Source organism: Bradyrhizobium sp. WSM2793 (assembly GCF_000379585.1).
Lineage (GTDB): Bacteria > Pseudomonadota > Alphaproteobacteria > Rhizobiales > Xanthobacteraceae > Bradyrhizobium.
The window spans coordinates 230,222-246,575 of sequence record NZ_KB902780.1; the positions used below are offsets into that span (position 1 = coordinate 230,222).

The 16,354-nt window shown below is 64.0% G+C and carries 13 protein-coding genes; 9 read left to right on the forward strand and 4 right to left on the reverse strand.

The features are described 5' to 3' along the window. The first annotated feature begins 69 nt into the window (after positions 1–69). The 3 genes from A3AS_RS0115935 to A3AS_RS0115945 all read left to right on the forward strand — a co-directional run bounded on the left by A3AS_RS0115935 (position 70) and on the right by A3AS_RS0115945 (position 5,628). Complete coding sequence (locus tag A3AS_RS0115935) at positions 70–1,350, forward strand: HlyD family efflux transporter periplasmic adaptor subunit (protein ID WP_179736309.1); 1,281 nt, start codon at positions 70–72, stop codon at positions 1,348–1,350. A gap of 12 nt (positions 1,351–1,362) precedes the next feature. Continuing rightward, positions 1,363–3,534 carry a glycosyltransferase family 2 protein gene (locus A3AS_RS0115940; protein WP_018318574.1) on the forward strand — a complete coding sequence of 724 codons (2,172 nt, stop codon included), beginning with the start codon at positions 1,363–1,365 and terminating at the stop codon, positions 3,532–3,534. A gap of 264 nt (positions 3,535–3,798) precedes the next feature. Next, positions 3,799–5,628: a diguanylate cyclase domain-containing protein gene (locus tag A3AS_RS0115945; RefSeq protein WP_245283205.1), complete on the forward strand. Its 1,830-nt coding sequence runs from the start codon at positions 3,799–3,801 to the stop codon at positions 5,626–5,628. 30 nt (positions 5,629–5,658) lie between these two features. Here A3AS_RS0115945 and A3AS_RS0115950 read toward each other — a convergent pair whose 3' ends face one another. Continuing rightward, positions 5,659–6,882 carry a polyhydroxyalkanoate depolymerase gene (locus tag A3AS_RS0115950; protein WP_018318576.1) on the reverse strand — a complete coding sequence of 408 codons (1,224 nt, stop codon included), beginning with the start codon at positions 6,880–6,882 and terminating at the stop codon, positions 5,659–5,661. 158 nt (positions 6,883–7,040) lie between these two features. Between A3AS_RS0115950 and A3AS_RS0115955 the strand changes: the two genes are divergently transcribed. Continuing rightward, positions 7,041–7,697 carry a glutathione S-transferase family protein gene (locus A3AS_RS0115955; protein WP_018318577.1) on the forward strand — a complete coding sequence of 219 codons (657 nt, stop codon included), beginning with the start codon at positions 7,041–7,043 and terminating at the stop codon, positions 7,695–7,697. Between the two features lie 278 nt (positions 7,698–7,975). Here A3AS_RS0115955 and A3AS_RS0115960 read toward each other — a convergent pair whose 3' ends face one another. Then, positions 7,976–8,200 carry a hypothetical protein gene (locus A3AS_RS0115960; protein ID WP_018318578.1) on the reverse strand — a complete coding sequence of 75 codons (225 nt, stop codon included), beginning with the start codon at positions 8,198–8,200 and terminating at the stop codon, positions 7,976–7,978. Positions 8,201–8,384: 184 nt separating this feature from the next. On the opposite strand from A3AS_RS0115960, the gene A3AS_RS0115965 reads away from it, so the two are divergent. Then, positions 8,385–8,738 (forward strand): hypothetical protein, encoded by a 354-nt coding sequence (locus tag A3AS_RS0115965; protein WP_018318579.1) that lies wholly within the window; start codon positions 8,385–8,387, stop codon positions 8,736–8,738. A gap of 9 nt (positions 8,739–8,747) precedes the next feature. Here the strand turns inward: A3AS_RS0115965 and A3AS_RS0115970 are convergent, their stop codons facing one another. Beyond that, a complete protein-coding gene (locus tag A3AS_RS0115970; RefSeq protein ID WP_018318580.1) occupies positions 8,748–9,851 on the reverse strand; it encodes a mandelate racemase/muconate lactonizing enzyme family protein in 1,104 nt (367 codons plus the stop codon). A 172-nt stretch (positions 9,852–10,023) separates the two neighbouring features. On the opposite strand from A3AS_RS0115970, the gene A3AS_RS0115975 reads away from it, so the two are divergent. The 4 genes from A3AS_RS0115975 to A3AS_RS0115995 all read left to right on the forward strand — a co-directional run bounded on the left by A3AS_RS0115975 (position 10,024) and on the right by A3AS_RS0115995 (position 14,587). Continuing rightward, a complete protein-coding gene (locus A3AS_RS0115975; RefSeq protein WP_018318581.1) occupies positions 10,024–10,857 on the forward strand; it encodes an AraC family transcriptional regulator in 834 nt (277 codons plus the stop codon). Between the two features lie 139 nt (positions 10,858–10,996). Continuing rightward, positions 10,997–11,923, forward strand: coding sequence for an SMP-30/gluconolactonase/LRE family protein (locus A3AS_RS0115980; RefSeq protein WP_018318582.1), 927 nt, complete (start codon positions 10,997–10,999; stop codon positions 11,921–11,923). A 195-nt stretch (positions 11,924–12,118) separates the two neighbouring features. After that, entirely contained in the window at positions 12,119–12,712 is a 594-nt protein-coding gene (locus A3AS_RS0115990; protein ID WP_018318584.1) for a GNAT family N-acetyltransferase, read from the forward strand. 228 nt (positions 12,713–12,940) lie between these two features. Beyond that, positions 12,941–14,587, forward strand: coding sequence for a GMC family oxidoreductase (locus A3AS_RS0115995; protein WP_018318585.1), 1,647 nt, complete (start codon positions 12,941–12,943; stop codon positions 14,585–14,587). Between the two features lie 841 nt (positions 14,588–15,428). On the opposite strand, the gene A3AS_RS0116000 is transcribed toward A3AS_RS0115995, so the two are convergent. Beyond that, positions 15,429–16,271 (reverse strand): MoxR family ATPase, encoded by an 843-nt coding sequence (locus tag A3AS_RS0116000; protein WP_018318586.1) that lies wholly within the window; start codon positions 16,269–16,271, stop codon positions 15,429–15,431. Between the last annotated feature and the right edge of the window lie 83 nt (positions 16,272–16,354).

The following is a 16,354-nucleotide window of genomic DNA, read 5'->3' on the forward strand; positions in this document are numbered from 1 at the left end:
CAACGCCCGACGATTGGTTTGCCTTCGCTGCGGCAGGCGCAGCGACCAAAGCCCATTGGAGATCCAGTCGTGGTCCGTTTGCACGTCGAACGTTTCATTCGCAGCCGGGTTGTTCGTCGAGCTCTGGCGCTCGGGATCATCGCGCTGAGCGGATGGGCCCTGTTGCCGTATGTGACCTACCGAATCGCTCCCTCCGCCTTTGTCAATGCCGAGCTCATGCGGGTGACTGCACCGTTCGCGGGTCAGCTCTCGCCTGATCTTCCACGCAAGGGCGAATATTTCCAGCAGAGCCGGGTGGTGCCGATGGTCGGGGCGCGTTCGCCGGATCGCCGACACCTCATGGACCTCGATCAGCAGCTTGCCGTGTCCACCAAACGCGCCGAGCTCGCACGTCGGCAACTCGAGGAGATCGCCGGGCTCGATCGCAAGCTCGGCGAGCGCAGCGAGGACTATCGTTTGGGGATGGTCGCGCGCCTGAGCCACGAAATCGGCGAAACGGAAGTTGAAAAAGGCGGCTGTCTCGCCGAGGCACGGCAGCGGAACGATGTCGCGGGCCGGATGGAGAGGCTCGTGAAGCTCGGCATCAGTTCGCAGATCCGCTCCGGCGAGGCCCAGGCCTCGCAGGAGGCAACCGCAACGCGGTGCCGGATGGCCGATGAACGCCTGCAGCGCCTCAAGACCGAGTTGGGGGCGGCGGAGAAAGGTCTCTATCTTCGTGGCGATGCCAATGACGTGCCCTACTCCCAGCAGCAACGCGAGCGGCTTGTTCTCCGCCGCCAGGAGCTCGAGACGGACGAGTTGCAAAACAGCTCACGTTCTGCGCAACTGGCCGCGGAAATCGCCGAGGAGCGCGCTCGGCTTGATCGTCTCGATCACTACGATCTGTCGTTGCCTGCCGCCCATGTCGTCTGGTCGGTCGCGGCCAGCCCCGGCTCGATGGTCACGGAAGGGCAATCGGTCCTCGATTTTGCAGACTGCCAACGCCGATTCATTGTCGTTGAACTGCCCGAGCGCGATTTCGAGAAGATCAAGGCCGGAGATGCGGCTACCGTCCGCCTGATTGGGAGCGGCGAATGGAAGACCGGCCTGGTCCGGCAAGTCCGCGGATCGGCTGCTTACGCCGACGATCGACTGCTTGCGGCTCGGGTGCCGCGGCCTGATCCGGGCAACATTACCGTTGAGATATCGCTTCCCCCCAACGAAACGTGGGCCGACCGCAATGGCTCCTGCGATATCGGACGGCTGGCCGAAGTGCGCTTCGAGCGCAGAGCCGACGGCTTGCTACGATTGGTCAGCTCGAAGTTGAAATGGCTGACCGCGCGCCTGGAGCTCGACCAGTCGTCCCTGTGAGCGAGGTGTTCCATGCAGGCCATGACTCTGTCTCTCTCTCAGCTGTTCGCGCCGATGGTGGGGATCTTTGCGGCGATGTACCTGTTGGCGCCGACCTTTCCGGTCGCGCGCCTCTGGGCACGTGTCGCGGTCTTTGCCGCGGTTTGGCTTGTCGTGGCTCGCTATCTCGAATGGCGTATTTTCACCACGGTGCTGCCGGCAACTGGCACTTGGTATCAAGTCTACTGGATCTGGTTCTGTCTCTTCGTTGAGCTACTGACTTTCACGGATCAGTTTATTCTTTATCTGATTTTCCTTCGCAGGACCGATCGCCGCAGCGAGGCGGATCAGCACGAGCGTCGGCTTCGCAGCCTGCCGCATGATGAGCTGCCATCGGTCGACGTCCTTATTCCAACCTATGACGAGCCGTTCGAGGTGTTGGAAAAGACGATCACCGGCGCGTTGTGTCTGGACTATCCAAACTTCCAGGTCTGGGTTCTGGATGATGGTCGCCGGCCTTGGCTCAAGAAACTCTGCGAGGAAAAGGGTGCCGGGTATCTCACGCGCGCCGACAACCTGAATGCCAAGGCCGGCAATATCAATCATGCGCTGACGCAGACGAGCGCCGAGTTCTTTGCGATCTTTGACGCGGACTTCGTGCCGCAGTGCAAATTCCTGATGCGCACGATCGGCTTCTTCGCGGATCCAAAGATCGGAATCGTTCAGATCCCGCACACCTTTTACAACGAGGATCCGATGCAGGCGAATCTCGGCCTGCACAGGGGATTGCCGGACGAGCAACGGTTCTTCTTCGATTCCATCATGCCCGCGCGCGACGGCTGGGATGGTGCCTTTTGTTGTGGTTCCAACTCCGTCACGCGTCGTGCAGCACTTCGCGTGGTTGGGGATGCCTTGCCAACCCAGTCCATTACCGAAGACATTCTGCTGACGCTGGTCCTGCTGCGCAAAGGGTACATCACCCGTTATCTCAACGAGCCATTGGCGATTGGATTGGCGCCGGAAAGCCTTGACGCGTTTTTCGTGCAACGGCAACGCTGGGCGCGTGGCGCGATCCAGACTCTGTATCTCGCCGCCGGCCCGCTCGGCCCCGGACTGGGCTTGATGCATCGGCTTCTGTTCTTTCCGACTCATTGGCTCTCATTGGGCTTGCGAGCGCTCATGGTCGTGGTGGTTCCGATCGTGTTCATGTGGACCGGTCTAGCGCCTGTCGCCGACGTCACCCCCGAGGCGGTCTTCTTTTACTTGTTCCCCGCGATCCTGGCGCTCAACGGCGGCATCTCCTGGTTTGCGCCGCACGTGCACTTTCCGCTCGCCGCGCAGGTGTCGGCGACGATCCAGAGCTTCAAGATTCTGCCGACGGTGCTCGGGACTCTCGTCAAGCCGATGGGACATGCGTTCAAGGTGACGCCCAAGGGAGCTGCCGCGCGGTGCGCAAGCTACGCCGCGGAGATATTCTGGCCGTCGGCGGCGCTGATGGCGTTGACGGTTGTCGGCCTGGTTCTGAACACCATCCCGGAATGGCGGATGATCGATCATCCGGCCGCTCTACCGATGGTCGCCTTCTGGTCGGTGGTGAACGTCGTCGTGCTCTTCTTCGTCTGCATGACCTCGCTGCAAGCCCGGATGGGACGCGCCGAGGAGCGTTTCGACGTCGATGAATCGGTCTTGATCGAGACTGGGGCCGGCAAACGGCTTTCTGGTCGCGTGAGCAACATCTCCCTCTCTGGCGCTGGCGTTCTGCTCGGCTCCGGCATTGACTGTTCCGGCGCTGGAGAACCGCTGCGCGTGCACATCATGCAGGTGGGCTGGATCGACGCGATGATTGTGCAGCAACGAGGCCGGCTGGCCGGGATGCAGTTCCATTTGCCGCAATCGCTTGAACGAGACCTGCTGATTCGCAAGCTCTTTACCGTCGCCCGTCTGAAGGAGAACGGTGTCGTCGCATGCTCCGTGAACAGGGCGATGCTCAAGAACATCTGGTCAATGGCCGTGCCGTTGCCTCAAATTGTTACAACTGGCGCGAAGCCCACACCGCTTTCGCCGCCGCCGATGCGGTTGCCGGCAGAGAGCCTGATCATTCGGCCTCAACCGCGGATCGACGATCTGGCACATCTTGCCGGAGTCCGAAGCCTGCATCCGGCCAGTTTCACTGAGCCTCACTTGGCCGAGTGGCCGGCACGTTGAGCGAGGCCGTCAAGTCGGGCTGATTGCTGTGGTGTCCTTCTCGCCCGACAGGTCGATGGGTTATCGATCGACGGTCAAGCCGCTCATCGATGCCGTCAGTCTTCCGAAGCCCTGCCAGAAACTCAACCGGAACGAGCAACTATCCCTGAGCCCAAGGCGTTTACGGGGCTGGGGTGGAGGGAACATCTCTTGATCGATCACCGTAGTGATGTTCGCCAGGGGCGTCTGACGTTCTGGGTCTCGGCATTCGTGGCGGTCGCCTGTATGGCGGTTGTCGCGCTCAGCGGCTGGCGGGAATGGTCCTCGCGACTGGCGGTGCTGAAGGGTTCCGAAACGGACATGGCCAATCTGGCCCGGTCGCTGACGCAACACGCGGACGACACGTTCGAACTCGCGGACACCGTTCTGAACGTGCTGGTTGGTCAACTCGAACTGGAGGGAGCCGGGCCAGCGGCAATCGCCAAGATTCAGACCTTTTTGACCCGACGCAAAGCGGCGAACCGGATCCGCGCCGTATTTATCTACGACGAGACCGGCCGCTGGCTCGCAACCAGCGAGCCAGTGGATTTCGCCCGTCTCAACAACAGCGACCGGAATTATTTCCAGCATCATCGTGCCGTGGCGGACCGGGGGACCTTCATTGGGAATCCGGTGAAGAGTAGATCGGGCGGTCAATGGATCATCACCGCGTCACGGCGCTTCAATCATCCTGACGGCAGTTTTGCCGGAGTTGCCCTTACGACGATCGATGTCGACTATTTTCTGCAATTTTATCGCGGGTTCGACGTTGGCCGGAATGGTTCAATCGCTCTGGCGACCGCGGGAGGCATTGTCCTCGCGCGTACCCCGGACAACGGATACACGGGCCGCGATCTGTCGAGTGCTCCGCTTTTCAAGACTATTCGCGAGCGGCCGGCTGCGGGCGTCTACTACTTCACGTCGCCTCTCGACGGCGTTCGGCGTCTGAGCTTCTATCAACTCAGCAGCCGCTACCCCGTTCTCCTCGTTGCTACGGAATCAGAAGATGACGTCTTGGCCCCCTGGCGCAGAGCCGCGCTGACGCGCATTGCCGCAGTCCTGGCGCTGACAGGTGGGCTCGGTGTTGCCGGGCTCTTTCTGGTGCGCCAGTTGCACCTGCGGCAGAAGATGGCCGCTGCCCTGGTTGCCAAGGAGGCGGATTTTCGCCTCCTTGCAGAGCAGTCGGGAGACATGGTCATGCGTATCGCAGTCGATGGACTGATCCTCTATGCGTCGCCGTCCACCGCTCGAATCCTTGGCTGGGCTCCGAACGAACTGGTGGATACATCAGCCCTCGCCGGCATCAATCCCGCGGATCTGGCCCGGGTTGAGCAAACGCTCTCCGCATTGATGAACGGCGAAGCCGAGGAGGCGAGAATCACGTATCGCACCCGTCATCGTGAGAAAGAAGAGATCTGGGTCGAAACTGCACTGCGCGTCACGAGGAGTGCGCAGAGTGGGCACATCAACGGCGTGGTGGCGATCTCGCGCGACATGACCGAACGCAAAGATCTGGAGGATAGGCTGGCGGCTCTCGCCAGTTCGGACGGCCTGACGGCCTTGGCAAATCGCAGACACTTCGACGAGCGGCTGGAGGCGGAATGGGACCGGGCCAGGCGGGAAGGAACGCCTCTGTCACTGCTGCTGATGGACGTCGATCATTTCAAGAGCTTCAACGACCGGTACGGGCATCAAGCGGGCGATTCATGTCTCCGCTCAATCGCGGGGGTCCTGGCGCAGCAGGCCAGACGGCCGGCAGACGTGGCGGCCCGGTACGGTGGTGAGGAATTCGCCTTGCTGCTACCGAATACCGACGCAGGAGGTTGCGAGCAGGTCGGTGAGCGAATCCGGCAGGCGATCGAGGACCTCGGCATCCTGCATGCGCTCAACCCGTCATCCAGGCAGGTCACCCTCAGTATTGGTGGCGCCACATATCATTCGTTCGGCGACAAGGCGGATTGCACGTCGCTGATAGCGGCTGCGGATAAGGCGCTTTACGCCGCCAAGGAGGGCGGACGCAACCGCCTGGTGATGTCAGGGCAAGTCGTCGCGTGGCCCGGCTCGATACGGGCTTGAAGAGCAATTCCAGCACGCCGCGGCGTGGTGTCACGAATTCACGTGCACGAAATCCCGCAGCAGCGGATAGATCTCGTTATTCCAGCGCCGGCCTGAGAACACGCCGTAATGGCCAACGCCGGCCTGCATGTGGTGGACGCGCCGATAGGCGCGCACGCCGGTGCAGAGGTCCTGCGCGGCCAGCGTCTGGCCGATCGAGCAGATGTCGTCCTTCTCGCCTTCGACCGTCATCAGCCCCATGCGGCTGACGGCCTTGGTGTTCACCGGGCGGCCGCGATGCATCAGTCTGCCTTGCGGCAACAGGTGCTCCTGGAACACGTCGCGCACGGTCTCGATGTAGAACTCGGCCGGCAGGTCCATCACGGCGAAATATTCGTCGTAGAAAGTCTTGATGGTCGCGGCCTTGTCGTTCTCGCCCTTGGCGATGTGGTTGGCGAGATCCATGTGCTGCTTGATGTGGCGCTCGAGGTTCATCGAGACGAAGGCGGTGAGCTGCACGAAGCCGGGATAGACTTTCCGCAGCGCGCCGCGGCACTGCATCGGCACGTAGTTGATCAGGTTCCGCTCGAACCATTCGATCGGCTTGCTCTTGGCGAAGTCGTTGACCCTGGTCGGCTGGATGCGGGTGTCGATTGGCCCCGCCATCAGCGTCAGCGTCGCCGGGCGCGAGGGATGGTTGTCCTCGCACATGATCGCGGCGGCCGCGAGCGCCGACACCGACGGCTGGCAGATCGCCACCATGTGCGGGCGCGGGCCGAGCTGTCCGAGGAAATCGATCAGATGCTCGGTGTAGTCGTCGAGCCCGAAGCGGCCCTCGCTGCGCGGGATGTCGCGCGGATTGTGCCAGTCGGTGATGTAGACGTCGTGGTCCTGCAGCAGCGTCTGCAGGGTGCCGCGCAAGAGCGTCGCGAAATGGCCGGACATCGGCGCCACCAGCAGCATGCGCGGCTGCTCCGTCACGCCGTCCTTTCTGAAGTGCAGCAGCGAGCCGAATGGTGTCGCGTAGGCGATCTCCTCGGTGACGGCGACTTCGCGATTGCCGACCATGACGCTGTCGATGCCGTAGGCCGGGCGATGATAGGTGAGGGTGGAGCGCGAGATCAGCTCCAGCGCCGCCGAGAGACGTCCGACGACCTGGTCCGACACGCCCTGCGGCACCAGATTGAGGAATTTGAGCGCGGACGAGGCCCCCGCCCGCCACGGCGCCGTCAGGTCCATCTGGTTCTGAAAGGCCTGATAATACATCGACATCATACTGAAGTGCCCACCTGTCCCCCCTTCGTGATGCAATATCGAAGCCAGATGGGAGCCGGACCGCCGGGAAAATTGGCACGTCGCTTGCTGCTCTTTGGGCGGGAAGGACGGGGCACGCACGCGCGGCAGTGCGCGCCCAGGCGTGAGGGAATGGCCATATGGCGAAGGCGACTCTGACCATCAGCAGCAAGAACTACTCGTCCTGGTCGCTGCGCGGCTGGCTGCTGACGAAATTCTCCGGGCTCGATTTCGAGGAAATCGTCACCGCGCCGGACGATCCGTCGGCGCGCGCCGAAATCCTCTTGCTGTCGTCGTCGATCCTGGTGCCGTGCCTGCGGCACGACGGTGCCGTGGTGTGGGATACGCTGGCGATCGCCGAATACCTCAACGAGGCGATGCCGTCAGCCGGCCTGCTGCCTGATGACCGCGTGCAGCGCGCCCATTGCCGCTCGATCTCGGGCGAAATCCACTCCGGCTTCACCACGCTGCGCGCCTCGCTGCCGGTGAATCTGAAGGGACGTTTTCCCGGCTTCAAGATCTGGTCGCGCGCGCAGGCCGACATCGACCGGGTCTGGTCGATCTGGCGGGACTGCCTGGAGAAATCCGGCGGACCGTTCCTGTTCGGCGAGCGGCGAACCATGGCGGATGCGATGTACGCGCCCGTGGTGACGCGCTTCGTCACCTATGACGTCAAGCTCGAGCCGCAGCTGAAGGCCTACGCCGACACCATCATGGCGATGGATGAGATGAAGGAATGGATCGCGGCGGCGAGGGAAGAGCCGGCCGAGATCGAGGAGCTCGAGGTCGAATATTAGGCAGGCCTTGCCTGGCCCTGCCTGTTTCGGGGGCGGGGACCGGCCACAGCGACTTGAGCGCTATGTCCTTGTCGCGATTAACCTTTGGCGCCCGTGCGAGGCGTGGGCCATCCACCGCGCTGCGCAGATATTGTACGCGCCGGCCAAGCCACACCGACATCTAGCCGTGAACAGCTGCGTACGCGTCCGTTCGGCTGATTCGGACGTGATTCGTTCGGGCCGCGTTCCGAAGGTTAAGACGGAGCGCGGCCCCGTTGCATTTTGGAACAAATATGGGCTCAGGCGGCCCCGCGCTGCCTCACGCGCGGCAGGCGCCAGCCGATGACGGTCGCTTCGACCGCGATGCCGGCCTCGTGGTTCTGCCAGCGTCCCTCGACATAGCGACAGGCGAACGGCAGTTGGTACGTTCCGCTGTGGTCCTCGCACAGCACTTCGAGCGCCAGGCCCGGGGGTGGTTCTCCGGCGCCGTCGAATTCCGCCAGTCGTCTATCGCGCGTTGCCATTCCAAAAATCTCCCCTAAACAAAGCCGCGGAACGAGCGCCCACTTCTTCCGCGTGCGGATCATCGTTCCCCGTCCAAGGGAACGATGCAAGCTCAACGCGAGAATGCGGTGCGAGTGTGGTAGCCTTGAGTGGCTGTGCGCAAACAACGCACATTGCCGTGATCGATCGGACGAGGAACCTTGCATGCTGCTTCGAAATGCCGGAATTTGTTTCGCGATATTGCTGCTCGCAACGCTGGCGGATGCGCCGGTGCACGCGCAGGACGTGCCCGGCATCGAGATCTGCACGGTCGAGAAGACCATGGAGCGGCGCACCAGCTGCCTGCAGAGCAATGTCGACTTCCTGCAGAAGACGATCACCAAGCTCGCGCTCGACCAGCAGCAGAAGCTGGATGCAGCCAACCGTCAGATCGATGCGCTGAAGACGAACCTCGCCGGCCTGCAGAAGACGCTCGGCGATCTCCAGGCCGCGCAGGCGAAGACGGCCGATGATCTGAAGAAGAAGCAGGACGCGCCGGCGGCGAAGGACGCGAAATAAGCGCGCCGATCACGCCACGCGATAGCGCTCCATCACGTCCCGATTAGGCTCATAGCCGAGCCCCGCGCCCGCGGGCACCGCGACATGGCCGGTGGCATCGCTGTCGGCGCGGCCGCCCCAGAGGCAGGCCTCGCGCTTGAGATAGAACATTTCGACCAGCCCGTCCTCGCGTGTCGCCAGAAGGTGCAGCGTCGCGAGCAGGCCCGGACCGAAATACGGCGAGTGCGGAACGATCTTGACGCCGAGTTGATCGGCGAGCGCCGCGACCTTCAGAAATTCCGTGATGCCGCCAACCTTGGTCACCGACGGCTGGGCGTGGCTCACCGCGCCGGCCTGCATCATCTGGCGGAATTGATATTCCGTGCAGGCGTTCTCGCCGGCGGCAATCCCGAGCCCGCCTTTGCTGCGCACCTCGGCGAGCGCGGCGAAATCCTCCGGCGGCCAGACCGGCTCCTCCAGAAACATCGGTTGCGCATCGCGGCAGGTCGTCGCGAACGCGATCGCCTGCTCGGCCGTCAGCGGGCAGTTCATGTCGACCATCAGCGGAATGGTCGGCCCGATCGCCTCCCGCGCGGCGAACACCGCCGGCGCCGTGGTCTCGTGCAGCTTGATCGCGCCATAGCCGAGCGCGAGCGCCTTCCTGCATTCGGCCGCGATGTTGTCGGGCGAGCCGATCCGCAGCAGGCTCGCATAGGCGGGAATGGCCGTGCGCCTGGTCTCGCCGAGCAGGCGATGCAGCGGCACACCCTGCACCTTCGCCGCCAAATCCCACAGCGCGATGTCGAGCGCTGAGATCGCGAACATGGTGATGCCGTAGCGGCCGAACAGATGCAGATTGCGCTGGATCTGCTCCATGGCAGCGGGAATGCCGGCCGCATCGGGCACCTTCAGCCCGCGGGCCTGCGGTGCGATCATCTCCTCGACGGCGCTGCGCGTGGTGCGCGGGCTGACATAAGCGAACGCGTCGCCCCAGCCGGTCAGCCCGGCGTCGGTGATGACCTCGACCAGCACCATGTCGAGCGCGGTAATCGCGGACGCGCCCTGGCGAAAGCTCGCGACACCGGCGTCATAGGGGATGCGGATATGGTGTGCCCGCACATCGGTGATGTCCATGACGTGGGGTTCCTCTTTCTCGTGAGCGGTTCGAAACAGTCTAGCCGCGAACGCCGGGACGTTGCCAGTGGCTAATCCCGGACTATCCTCACGCGAGGACAGCAATGCCGATCAAGCGAAGCCGGCGCTGAGGGCGCATCATCGTCACGCTTCGAACGAGGGTTGAGCCGCCATGAACCCTGCCCAGCGCGCGCTCTGGTATATCGAGAGCCATCTGGCCGAGCCGATGACGCTCGACGAGATCGCTGCGATCGCGGGCGTGTCGCGGTTCCACATCGTGCGCGCGTTTGCCGCAGCCACCGGCCTTCCGGTGATGCGCTACGTCCGCGCGCGGCGGCTGACCGAGGCGGCGCGTCTTCTCGCGAACGGCGCGCCGAACATCCTCAGTGTCGCGCTGGAGGCCGACTACGGCTCGCACGAAGCCTTCACCCGCGCGTTCCGCGACCAATTCGGCACCACGCCCGAAGCGGTCAGGGCGGCAATGTGCGTCAATGACCTCAAGCTTCAGGAGCCGATCCTCATGGACTCCACCATGCTCGACCATCTCGCCCCGCCGCGCTTCGAGACCGCACGGGCGTTGCTCGTCGCCGGCCCCGGCGAGCGCATTTCCTGCGACAACGGCGCCGTCATCCCCGGCCTCTGGCACCGCTTTCATCAGGAGGTCGCCGATATTCCATCGAGGGTCGGACAGGTCGCCTACGGCGTCTGCTGCAACGGCGACGATTCCGGCAATTTCGACTACATCGCGGGCGTCGAGGTCGCCGAGTTCTCGGACCTGCCGCGACGCTTCGCCCGCATCCGCATCCCCGAGCAGCGCTATGCGGTGTTCACGCATCCCGAGCACGTCGCCTCGATCCGCCGCACCGTCAACACGATCTGGAATCGATGGCTGCCCGCCTCGGGATTGACCGCCGCGGACGCGCCGAGCTTCGAGCGCTACGACGAGGCCTTCGATCCCGCAACCGGGAATGGCGGCTTCGAGATCTGGCTGCCGGTGAAGCAGTAGGGCTTCCGCAACGCTGGCATACCATCCCGCTTGCTTGGCAAGCCGAGGCGACTTTGTCATAACCGCAGGCAAATCTTGCGTGTGGGGCCCGTGCCGGACATCCCGTGCAAGCCATAACAAGCAGCCGGGAGGGTCCCCAATGTCTGACGTCCGCGTTCTCGCCACCGACCTCGAATTTCCCGAAGGGCCGGTCGTGATGCCGGACGGTTCGGTGGTGCTGGTGGAGATCCGTGGCCAGCGCCTGACGCGCGTTTATCCCGACGGCCGCAAGGAGATCGTCGCGAAGATTCCGGGCGGCCCGAACGGTGCCGCGCTCGGGCCCGACGGCAAGATCTACATCTGCAACAACGGCGGCTTCTCCTGGATCCCGACCCGCAACATGATCATGCCGGGCCCGCAGCCGGACGATTACCTCGGCGGCTCGATCCAGCGTGTCGATCTGCAATCCGGCAAGGTCGAGACTGTCGTCACCAGATGCGGCGAGCACGATCTGCGCGGGCCGAACGATCTGGTGTTCGACAAGCAGGGCGGCCTGTGGTTCTCCGATCTCGGCAAGCGCCGCGCGCGCGAGATGGACGTCGGCGGCATGTACTACCTCAAGCCCGGGATGACCGAGCTCGTCGAGATCGTGCACGGCATATTGCCCGCCAACGGCATCGGGCTGTCGCCGGATGAGAATACCGTCTACATCGCGGAGACGCCGACCGGCCGGCTGTGGGCCTACGAGCTCTCCGCGCCCGGCACGCTGAAGCCGCGCGACGTGATCTATCGCGGCGAGCGCGGCAAGCCGATCTGCGGCCTCGGCGGCTACCAGATGTTCGACTCGCTCGCGGTGGAAGCCGGCGGCAATGTCTGCGTCGCCACCCTCGTCTCCGGCTGCATCTCGGTGATCGCACCCGATGGCACGCTGGTCGAGCAGGTCCCGACCGGCGACCGCGTCACCACCAACATCGCCTTCGGCGGCCCCGAGCTGAAGACGGCCTACATCACGCTGTCAGGCAAGGGCGAGCTGGTCGCCATGGACTGGCCGCGCAGCGGATTGCCGTTGAATTTTTTGAACAAGTGAGCCAAGCCGTCATTGTGCGGGAGGCGAGGTAACTCTCAGACCCTCACCCTGAGGAGCGCGCCCTTCGCGCGCGTCTCGAAGGGCGAGGCCACCAGCCGGGCCTTCATCCTTCGAGACGCGCGTTCCGCGCTCCTCAGGATGAGGATCTGGCACCCGGAATGCCTCGGCGCACAGTGACGTAAGGAGAGACCTCAAATGCCCTGGCCCGATCCCATCACCCTGCGTGGACCGCACGCCCGTCTCGAGCCGCTGTCGCATCAGCATCTCGACGGGCTGGTGACGGCCGTCAAGGACGGCGAGCTGTCAAAGCTCTGGTACACCGCGATCCCGCTGCCGGAGAACATGGCCAAGGAGATCGACCGGCGCCTCGGGCTGCAGGCCGCGGGCTCGATGCTGCCGTTCACCGTGTTCGACGCCGGCGGCAACGTCGTCGGCATGACCACCTACATGAACATCGATGCCGCCAACCGCCGCGTCGAGATCGGCTCGACCTGGTACGGCAAGAGCGCGCAGCGCGGCCCGCTCAACACGCAGTGCAAATTGCTGCTGCTGCGCCATGCTTTCGAGACGCTGAACTGCATCGCGGTCGAATTCCGCACGCATTTCTTCAACCACCAGAGCCGCCGCGCCATCGAGCGCCTCGGCGCCAAGCAGGACGGCATCCTGCGCAGCCACCAGGTCGCGCCGAACGGCACGCTGCGCGACACCGTGGTCTACAGCATCACCGCCGCCGAATGGCCGGCGGTGCAGACGCATCTGGAATTTCAACTCAACGACAAGCCGCGCTAGCGATGAGCACGAGACTGAGTTCGATGTATCCGCGATCGAGCTGCGCTCCCTCTCCCGCTTGCGGGGGAGGGTTGGGGAGGGGGTGTCTCCGCGGTGGGACTCCCCGCGTGGAGAGAGCCCCAACCCGGCGCTTCGCGCCGACCTCCCCCGCAAGCGGGAGAGGTGGAGCGTGCTTGTGGCCAGCACCATTCGATCAATACTGATTGCGCGCTAAGGACGCGATTCATCATGGACAGATTTGATTATGTGATCGTCGGCGCGGGCTCTGCCGGTTGCGTGCTCACCAGCCGGCTGAGCGAAGACCCCAACACCAGCGTCTGCGTGCTGGAAGCCGGCCCGTCCGACTGGCATCCCTACATCCATCTGCCGGCGGGCTTCATCAAGACCTTCCACATGAAGAGCATCAACTGGGCCTACCAGCAGGAGCCGGGGCCCTGGACCGGCGGGCGCAGCATCTATGCGCCGCGCGGCAAGACGCTCGGCGGTTCGTCCTCGATCAACGGCCACATCTACAACCGCGGCCAGCGGATGGATTTCGACACCTGGGCGCAGATGGGCAATCGCGGCTGGGGCTATGCCGACGTGCTGCCCTACTTCCGGCGGCTGGAGAAGCGTGTGGGCGAGGGCGAGGACACCTATCGCGGCCGCGAGGGCAGCCTCACCGTCACCACGATGGAGTGGCGCGATCCGCTGTGCGAAGCCTTCATGGAAGGCGCGGTCTCGCTCGGCATTCCCCGCAATCCCGATTACAACGGCAAGACCCAGGAAGGCGTCTCCTACTGCCAGCGCACCATCAACAACGGCCTGCGCGTCTCCGGCGCGACCGCGTTCCTCAAACCGGCGATGAAGCGGCCCAACGTGCATGTGCACACCCATGCGCACGCGACCGAGATCATCTTCGAGGGCAAGCGCGCCGTCGGCGTGCGCTACACCAAGGGCGGCCGCGGCGGCACGCCGGTGGAGGTGCGCGCCAACAAGGAAGTCATCCTCTCCGGCGGCACCTATAATTCGCCGCAGCTCTTGCAGCTCTCCGGGGTCGGCTCGCCCGATCTGCTGCAGCAGCACGGCATCGCGGTGCGTCACGCGCTGCCGGTCGGTGAGGGCCTGCAGGACCACTATGCCCCGCGCACGGTGGCGCGCGTCAAAGACATCAAGACCATCAACGAGCTTCGCCGCGGCTTCTCGCTGTGGATCGAGGCGCTGAAATGGGCGACCGCGCGCCGCGGCCTGCTCTCGCTGTCGCCGACCATGGTCTATTGCTTCTGGCATTCCGGCGAGAGCGCCGAGAGCTCTGACCTCCAGCTCACCTTTACGCCGGCGTCCTACAAGGAAGGCGTGCAGGGCCAGCTCGAGGACGAGCCCGGCATGACCGTGGCGTCCTGGCAGCAGCGCCCGGAGAGCCGCGGCTATGTCCGCATCCGCTCGTCCGATCCGTTCGCGCCGCCGATCATCCAGACCAACTATCTCGACGCCGAGCTCGACCGCCGCGTCATCGTCGGCGGCATGAAGCTCGCGCGGCGCCTTTTGAAGTCCGCGCCGTTGTCGCCCTATTACGCCTACGAGGATTTCCCCGGCCCCAACGTCAACACCGACGACGAGTTCTTGCAAGCCGCCACCGAGCGCGGCACCACCACCTTCCACCCCGGCTGCACCTGCCGCATGGGCCCGGCGGATTCGACCTGGGCGGTGGTCGACGACCAGCTCCGCGTCCACGGCCTCGAAGGCCTCCGCGTCATCGACGCCTCGGTCATGCCGCGCATGATCTCGGCGAATTTGAACGCGTCGACGATGATGATCGCCGACCGCGCCTCGGACCTGATCCGCGGCAAGCAGCCGATGGAAGCCGCAAGGATTCCGGACGCCGCGGTGGCGTAGGGCTTCGTAGGGTGGGCAAAGCGAAGCGTGCCCACCTTCGGTTGAGACATTGTAGAGGTGGTGGGCACGGCGCAAGTGCGCCTTTGCCCACCCTACAAGCTTGCTGTGTCGCCGCTCGTCAACCCCTGCGCGCAAAAATATTCCACTTTACCGAAATTCGGAATTGCGGCATACATTGAAACAGCCCGGCCCGACGAAGAGGGGCGGTTCGCGAGTCGTTCGAAACGCGGGCCGGGTTGCGGTGGACGCGGCAGCGTCGGCACGAGACGGTAGCGGGCAGGGCGGGTATTCCCTGTGAGTTCGCGGCCGCGTGTAGACGAACGGCGCTGAGCGCGTACGGCAAAACCGTGTGGTCCTGTCCGTCGTTGCTACGGTCAAGTCCTTGCGAAGGTGCGAGCGAGCCCAACCGGGCAGACTGCATTGTCAATTCGCAGGGGCGAGGGAGGCCAGAGGGAAAGTTCGGCTCCCGGGAGATCACGGCATAAGCCGTCCGACCATCGCGCAGGGAAGGCCGTGTGTTCGGCACCACCTGTATGCTGCTGTGCGGTTTTCTGCGTGTGCCTTTTGCGCAGCAGACCGCGGGTGCGAGGTCAGCACCCGGCCTTCCCTGCGCCCTCTTTCTTGGAGGGTGGAGCGATTGAAGCAAAGCTCGGGCGAGATGCGCCGCGAGGACGCGAAGGCGTGTCTGCGATTCAAAACGCGACTGAAATGGCGAAGCTGCTGCCACATGCGCGAACATCGTAGGGTGGGCAAAGCGCAGCGTGCCCACCAGAAGCAAATGGTGGGCACGGCGCTTTGCGCCTTTGCCCACCCTACGGCACCGTGCGTTACACGAGGCGTCTCACACTTCCCGACGGCTCAAGAACGCCAGCCGCTCGAACAGATGCACATCCTGCTCGTTTTTGAGCAGCGCGCCGTGCAGCGGCGGGATCAGCTTTCGCGGGTCGCGCTCGCGCAGCTGCTCGACGCTCATGTCCTCGTTGAGCAGCAGCTTGAGCCAGTCGAGCAATTCCGAGGTCGACGGCTTCTTCTTCAGGCCGGGCACCTCGCGCACCTCGAAGAAGATGCGCAGCGCCTCTTCCACCAGGCGCTTCTTGATGCCGGGGAAGTGGACGTCGACGATCCGATGCATGGTGTCGGCATCGGGGAACTTGATGTAGTGGAAGAAGCAGCGGCGCAGGAAGGCGTCCGGTAGCTCCTTCTCGTTGTTGGAGGTGATCATCATGATCGGGCGCTGCTTGGCCTTGATCGTCTCGCCGGTCTCGTAGACATGGAATTCCATGCGGTCGAGCTCGAGCAGCAAATCGTTCGGGAATTCGATGTCGGCCTTGTCGATCTCGTCGATCAAGAGCACCGGGCGCTGCTCGGCGGTGAAGGCTTCCCACAGCTTGCCGCGCTTGATGTAGTTCTTGATGTCGGACACGCGCGCGTCGCCGAGCTGGCTGTCGCGCAGGCGCGACACCGCGTCGTATTCGTAGAGGCCCTGCTGCGCCTTGGTGGTGGACTTGATGTGCCAGGTCAAAAGCGGCGCGTTCAACGCCTTCGCCACTTCCTCCGCCAGCACGGTCTTGCCGGTGCCGGGCTCGCCCTTGATGAGCAGCGGGCGCTCCAGCACGATCGAGGCATTGACGGCGACCTTGAGATCGTCGGTCGCAACATAGTCCTTGGTGCCGGTAAATTTCATTGCGTGTCCTTGGGTAATCGTCGGCGCGAGGCATTTGCCAATGTCATGGCCCCGGTCGCGACAAGGGAACGGCCGCTCGTGGC

Excerpts from the sequence above, each read along its gene's own strand:
- A3AS_RS0115950 (WP_018318576.1), bottom strand. The coding sequence starts at position 6,882 with ATGATGTCGATGTATTATCAGGCCTTTCAGAACCAGATGGACCTGACG.
- A3AS_RS0115970 (WP_018318580.1), bottom strand. The coding sequence starts at position 9,851 with ATGGACATCACCGATGTGCGGGCACACCATATCCGCATCCCCTATGAC.
- A3AS_RS0115960 (WP_018318578.1), bottom strand. The coding sequence starts at position 8,200 with ATGGCAACGCGCGATAGACGACTGGCGGAATTCGACGGCGCCGGAGAA.
- A3AS_RS0115980 (WP_018318582.1), top strand. The coding sequence starts at position 10,997 with ATGTCTGACGTCCGCGTTCTCGCCACCGACCTCGAATTTCCCGAAGGG.
- A3AS_RS0115990 (WP_018318584.1), top strand. The coding sequence starts at position 12,119 with ATGCCCTGGCCCGATCCCATCACCCTGCGTGGACCGCACGCCCGTCTC.
- A3AS_RS0116000 (WP_018318586.1), bottom strand. The coding sequence starts at position 16,271 with ATGAAATTTACCGGCACCAAGGACTATGTTGCGACCGACGATCTCAAG.
- A3AS_RS0115965 (WP_018318579.1), top strand. The coding sequence starts at position 8,385 with ATGCTGCTTCGAAATGCCGGAATTTGTTTCGCGATATTGCTGCTCGCA.
- A3AS_RS0115955 (WP_018318577.1), top strand. The coding sequence starts at position 7,041 with ATGGCGAAGGCGACTCTGACCATCAGCAGCAAGAACTACTCGTCCTGG.
- A3AS_RS0115945 (WP_245283205.1), top strand. The coding sequence starts at position 3,799 with ATGGCGGTTGTCGCGCTCAGCGGCTGGCGGGAATGGTCCTCGCGACTG.
- A3AS_RS0115940 (WP_018318574.1), top strand. The coding sequence starts at position 1,363 with ATGCAGGCCATGACTCTGTCTCTCTCTCAGCTGTTCGCGCCGATGGTG.
- A3AS_RS0115995 (WP_018318585.1), top strand. The coding sequence starts at position 12,941 with ATGGACAGATTTGATTATGTGATCGTCGGCGCGGGCTCTGCCGGTTGC.
- A3AS_RS0115975 (WP_018318581.1), top strand. The coding sequence starts at position 10,024 with ATGAACCCTGCCCAGCGCGCGCTCTGGTATATCGAGAGCCATCTGGCC.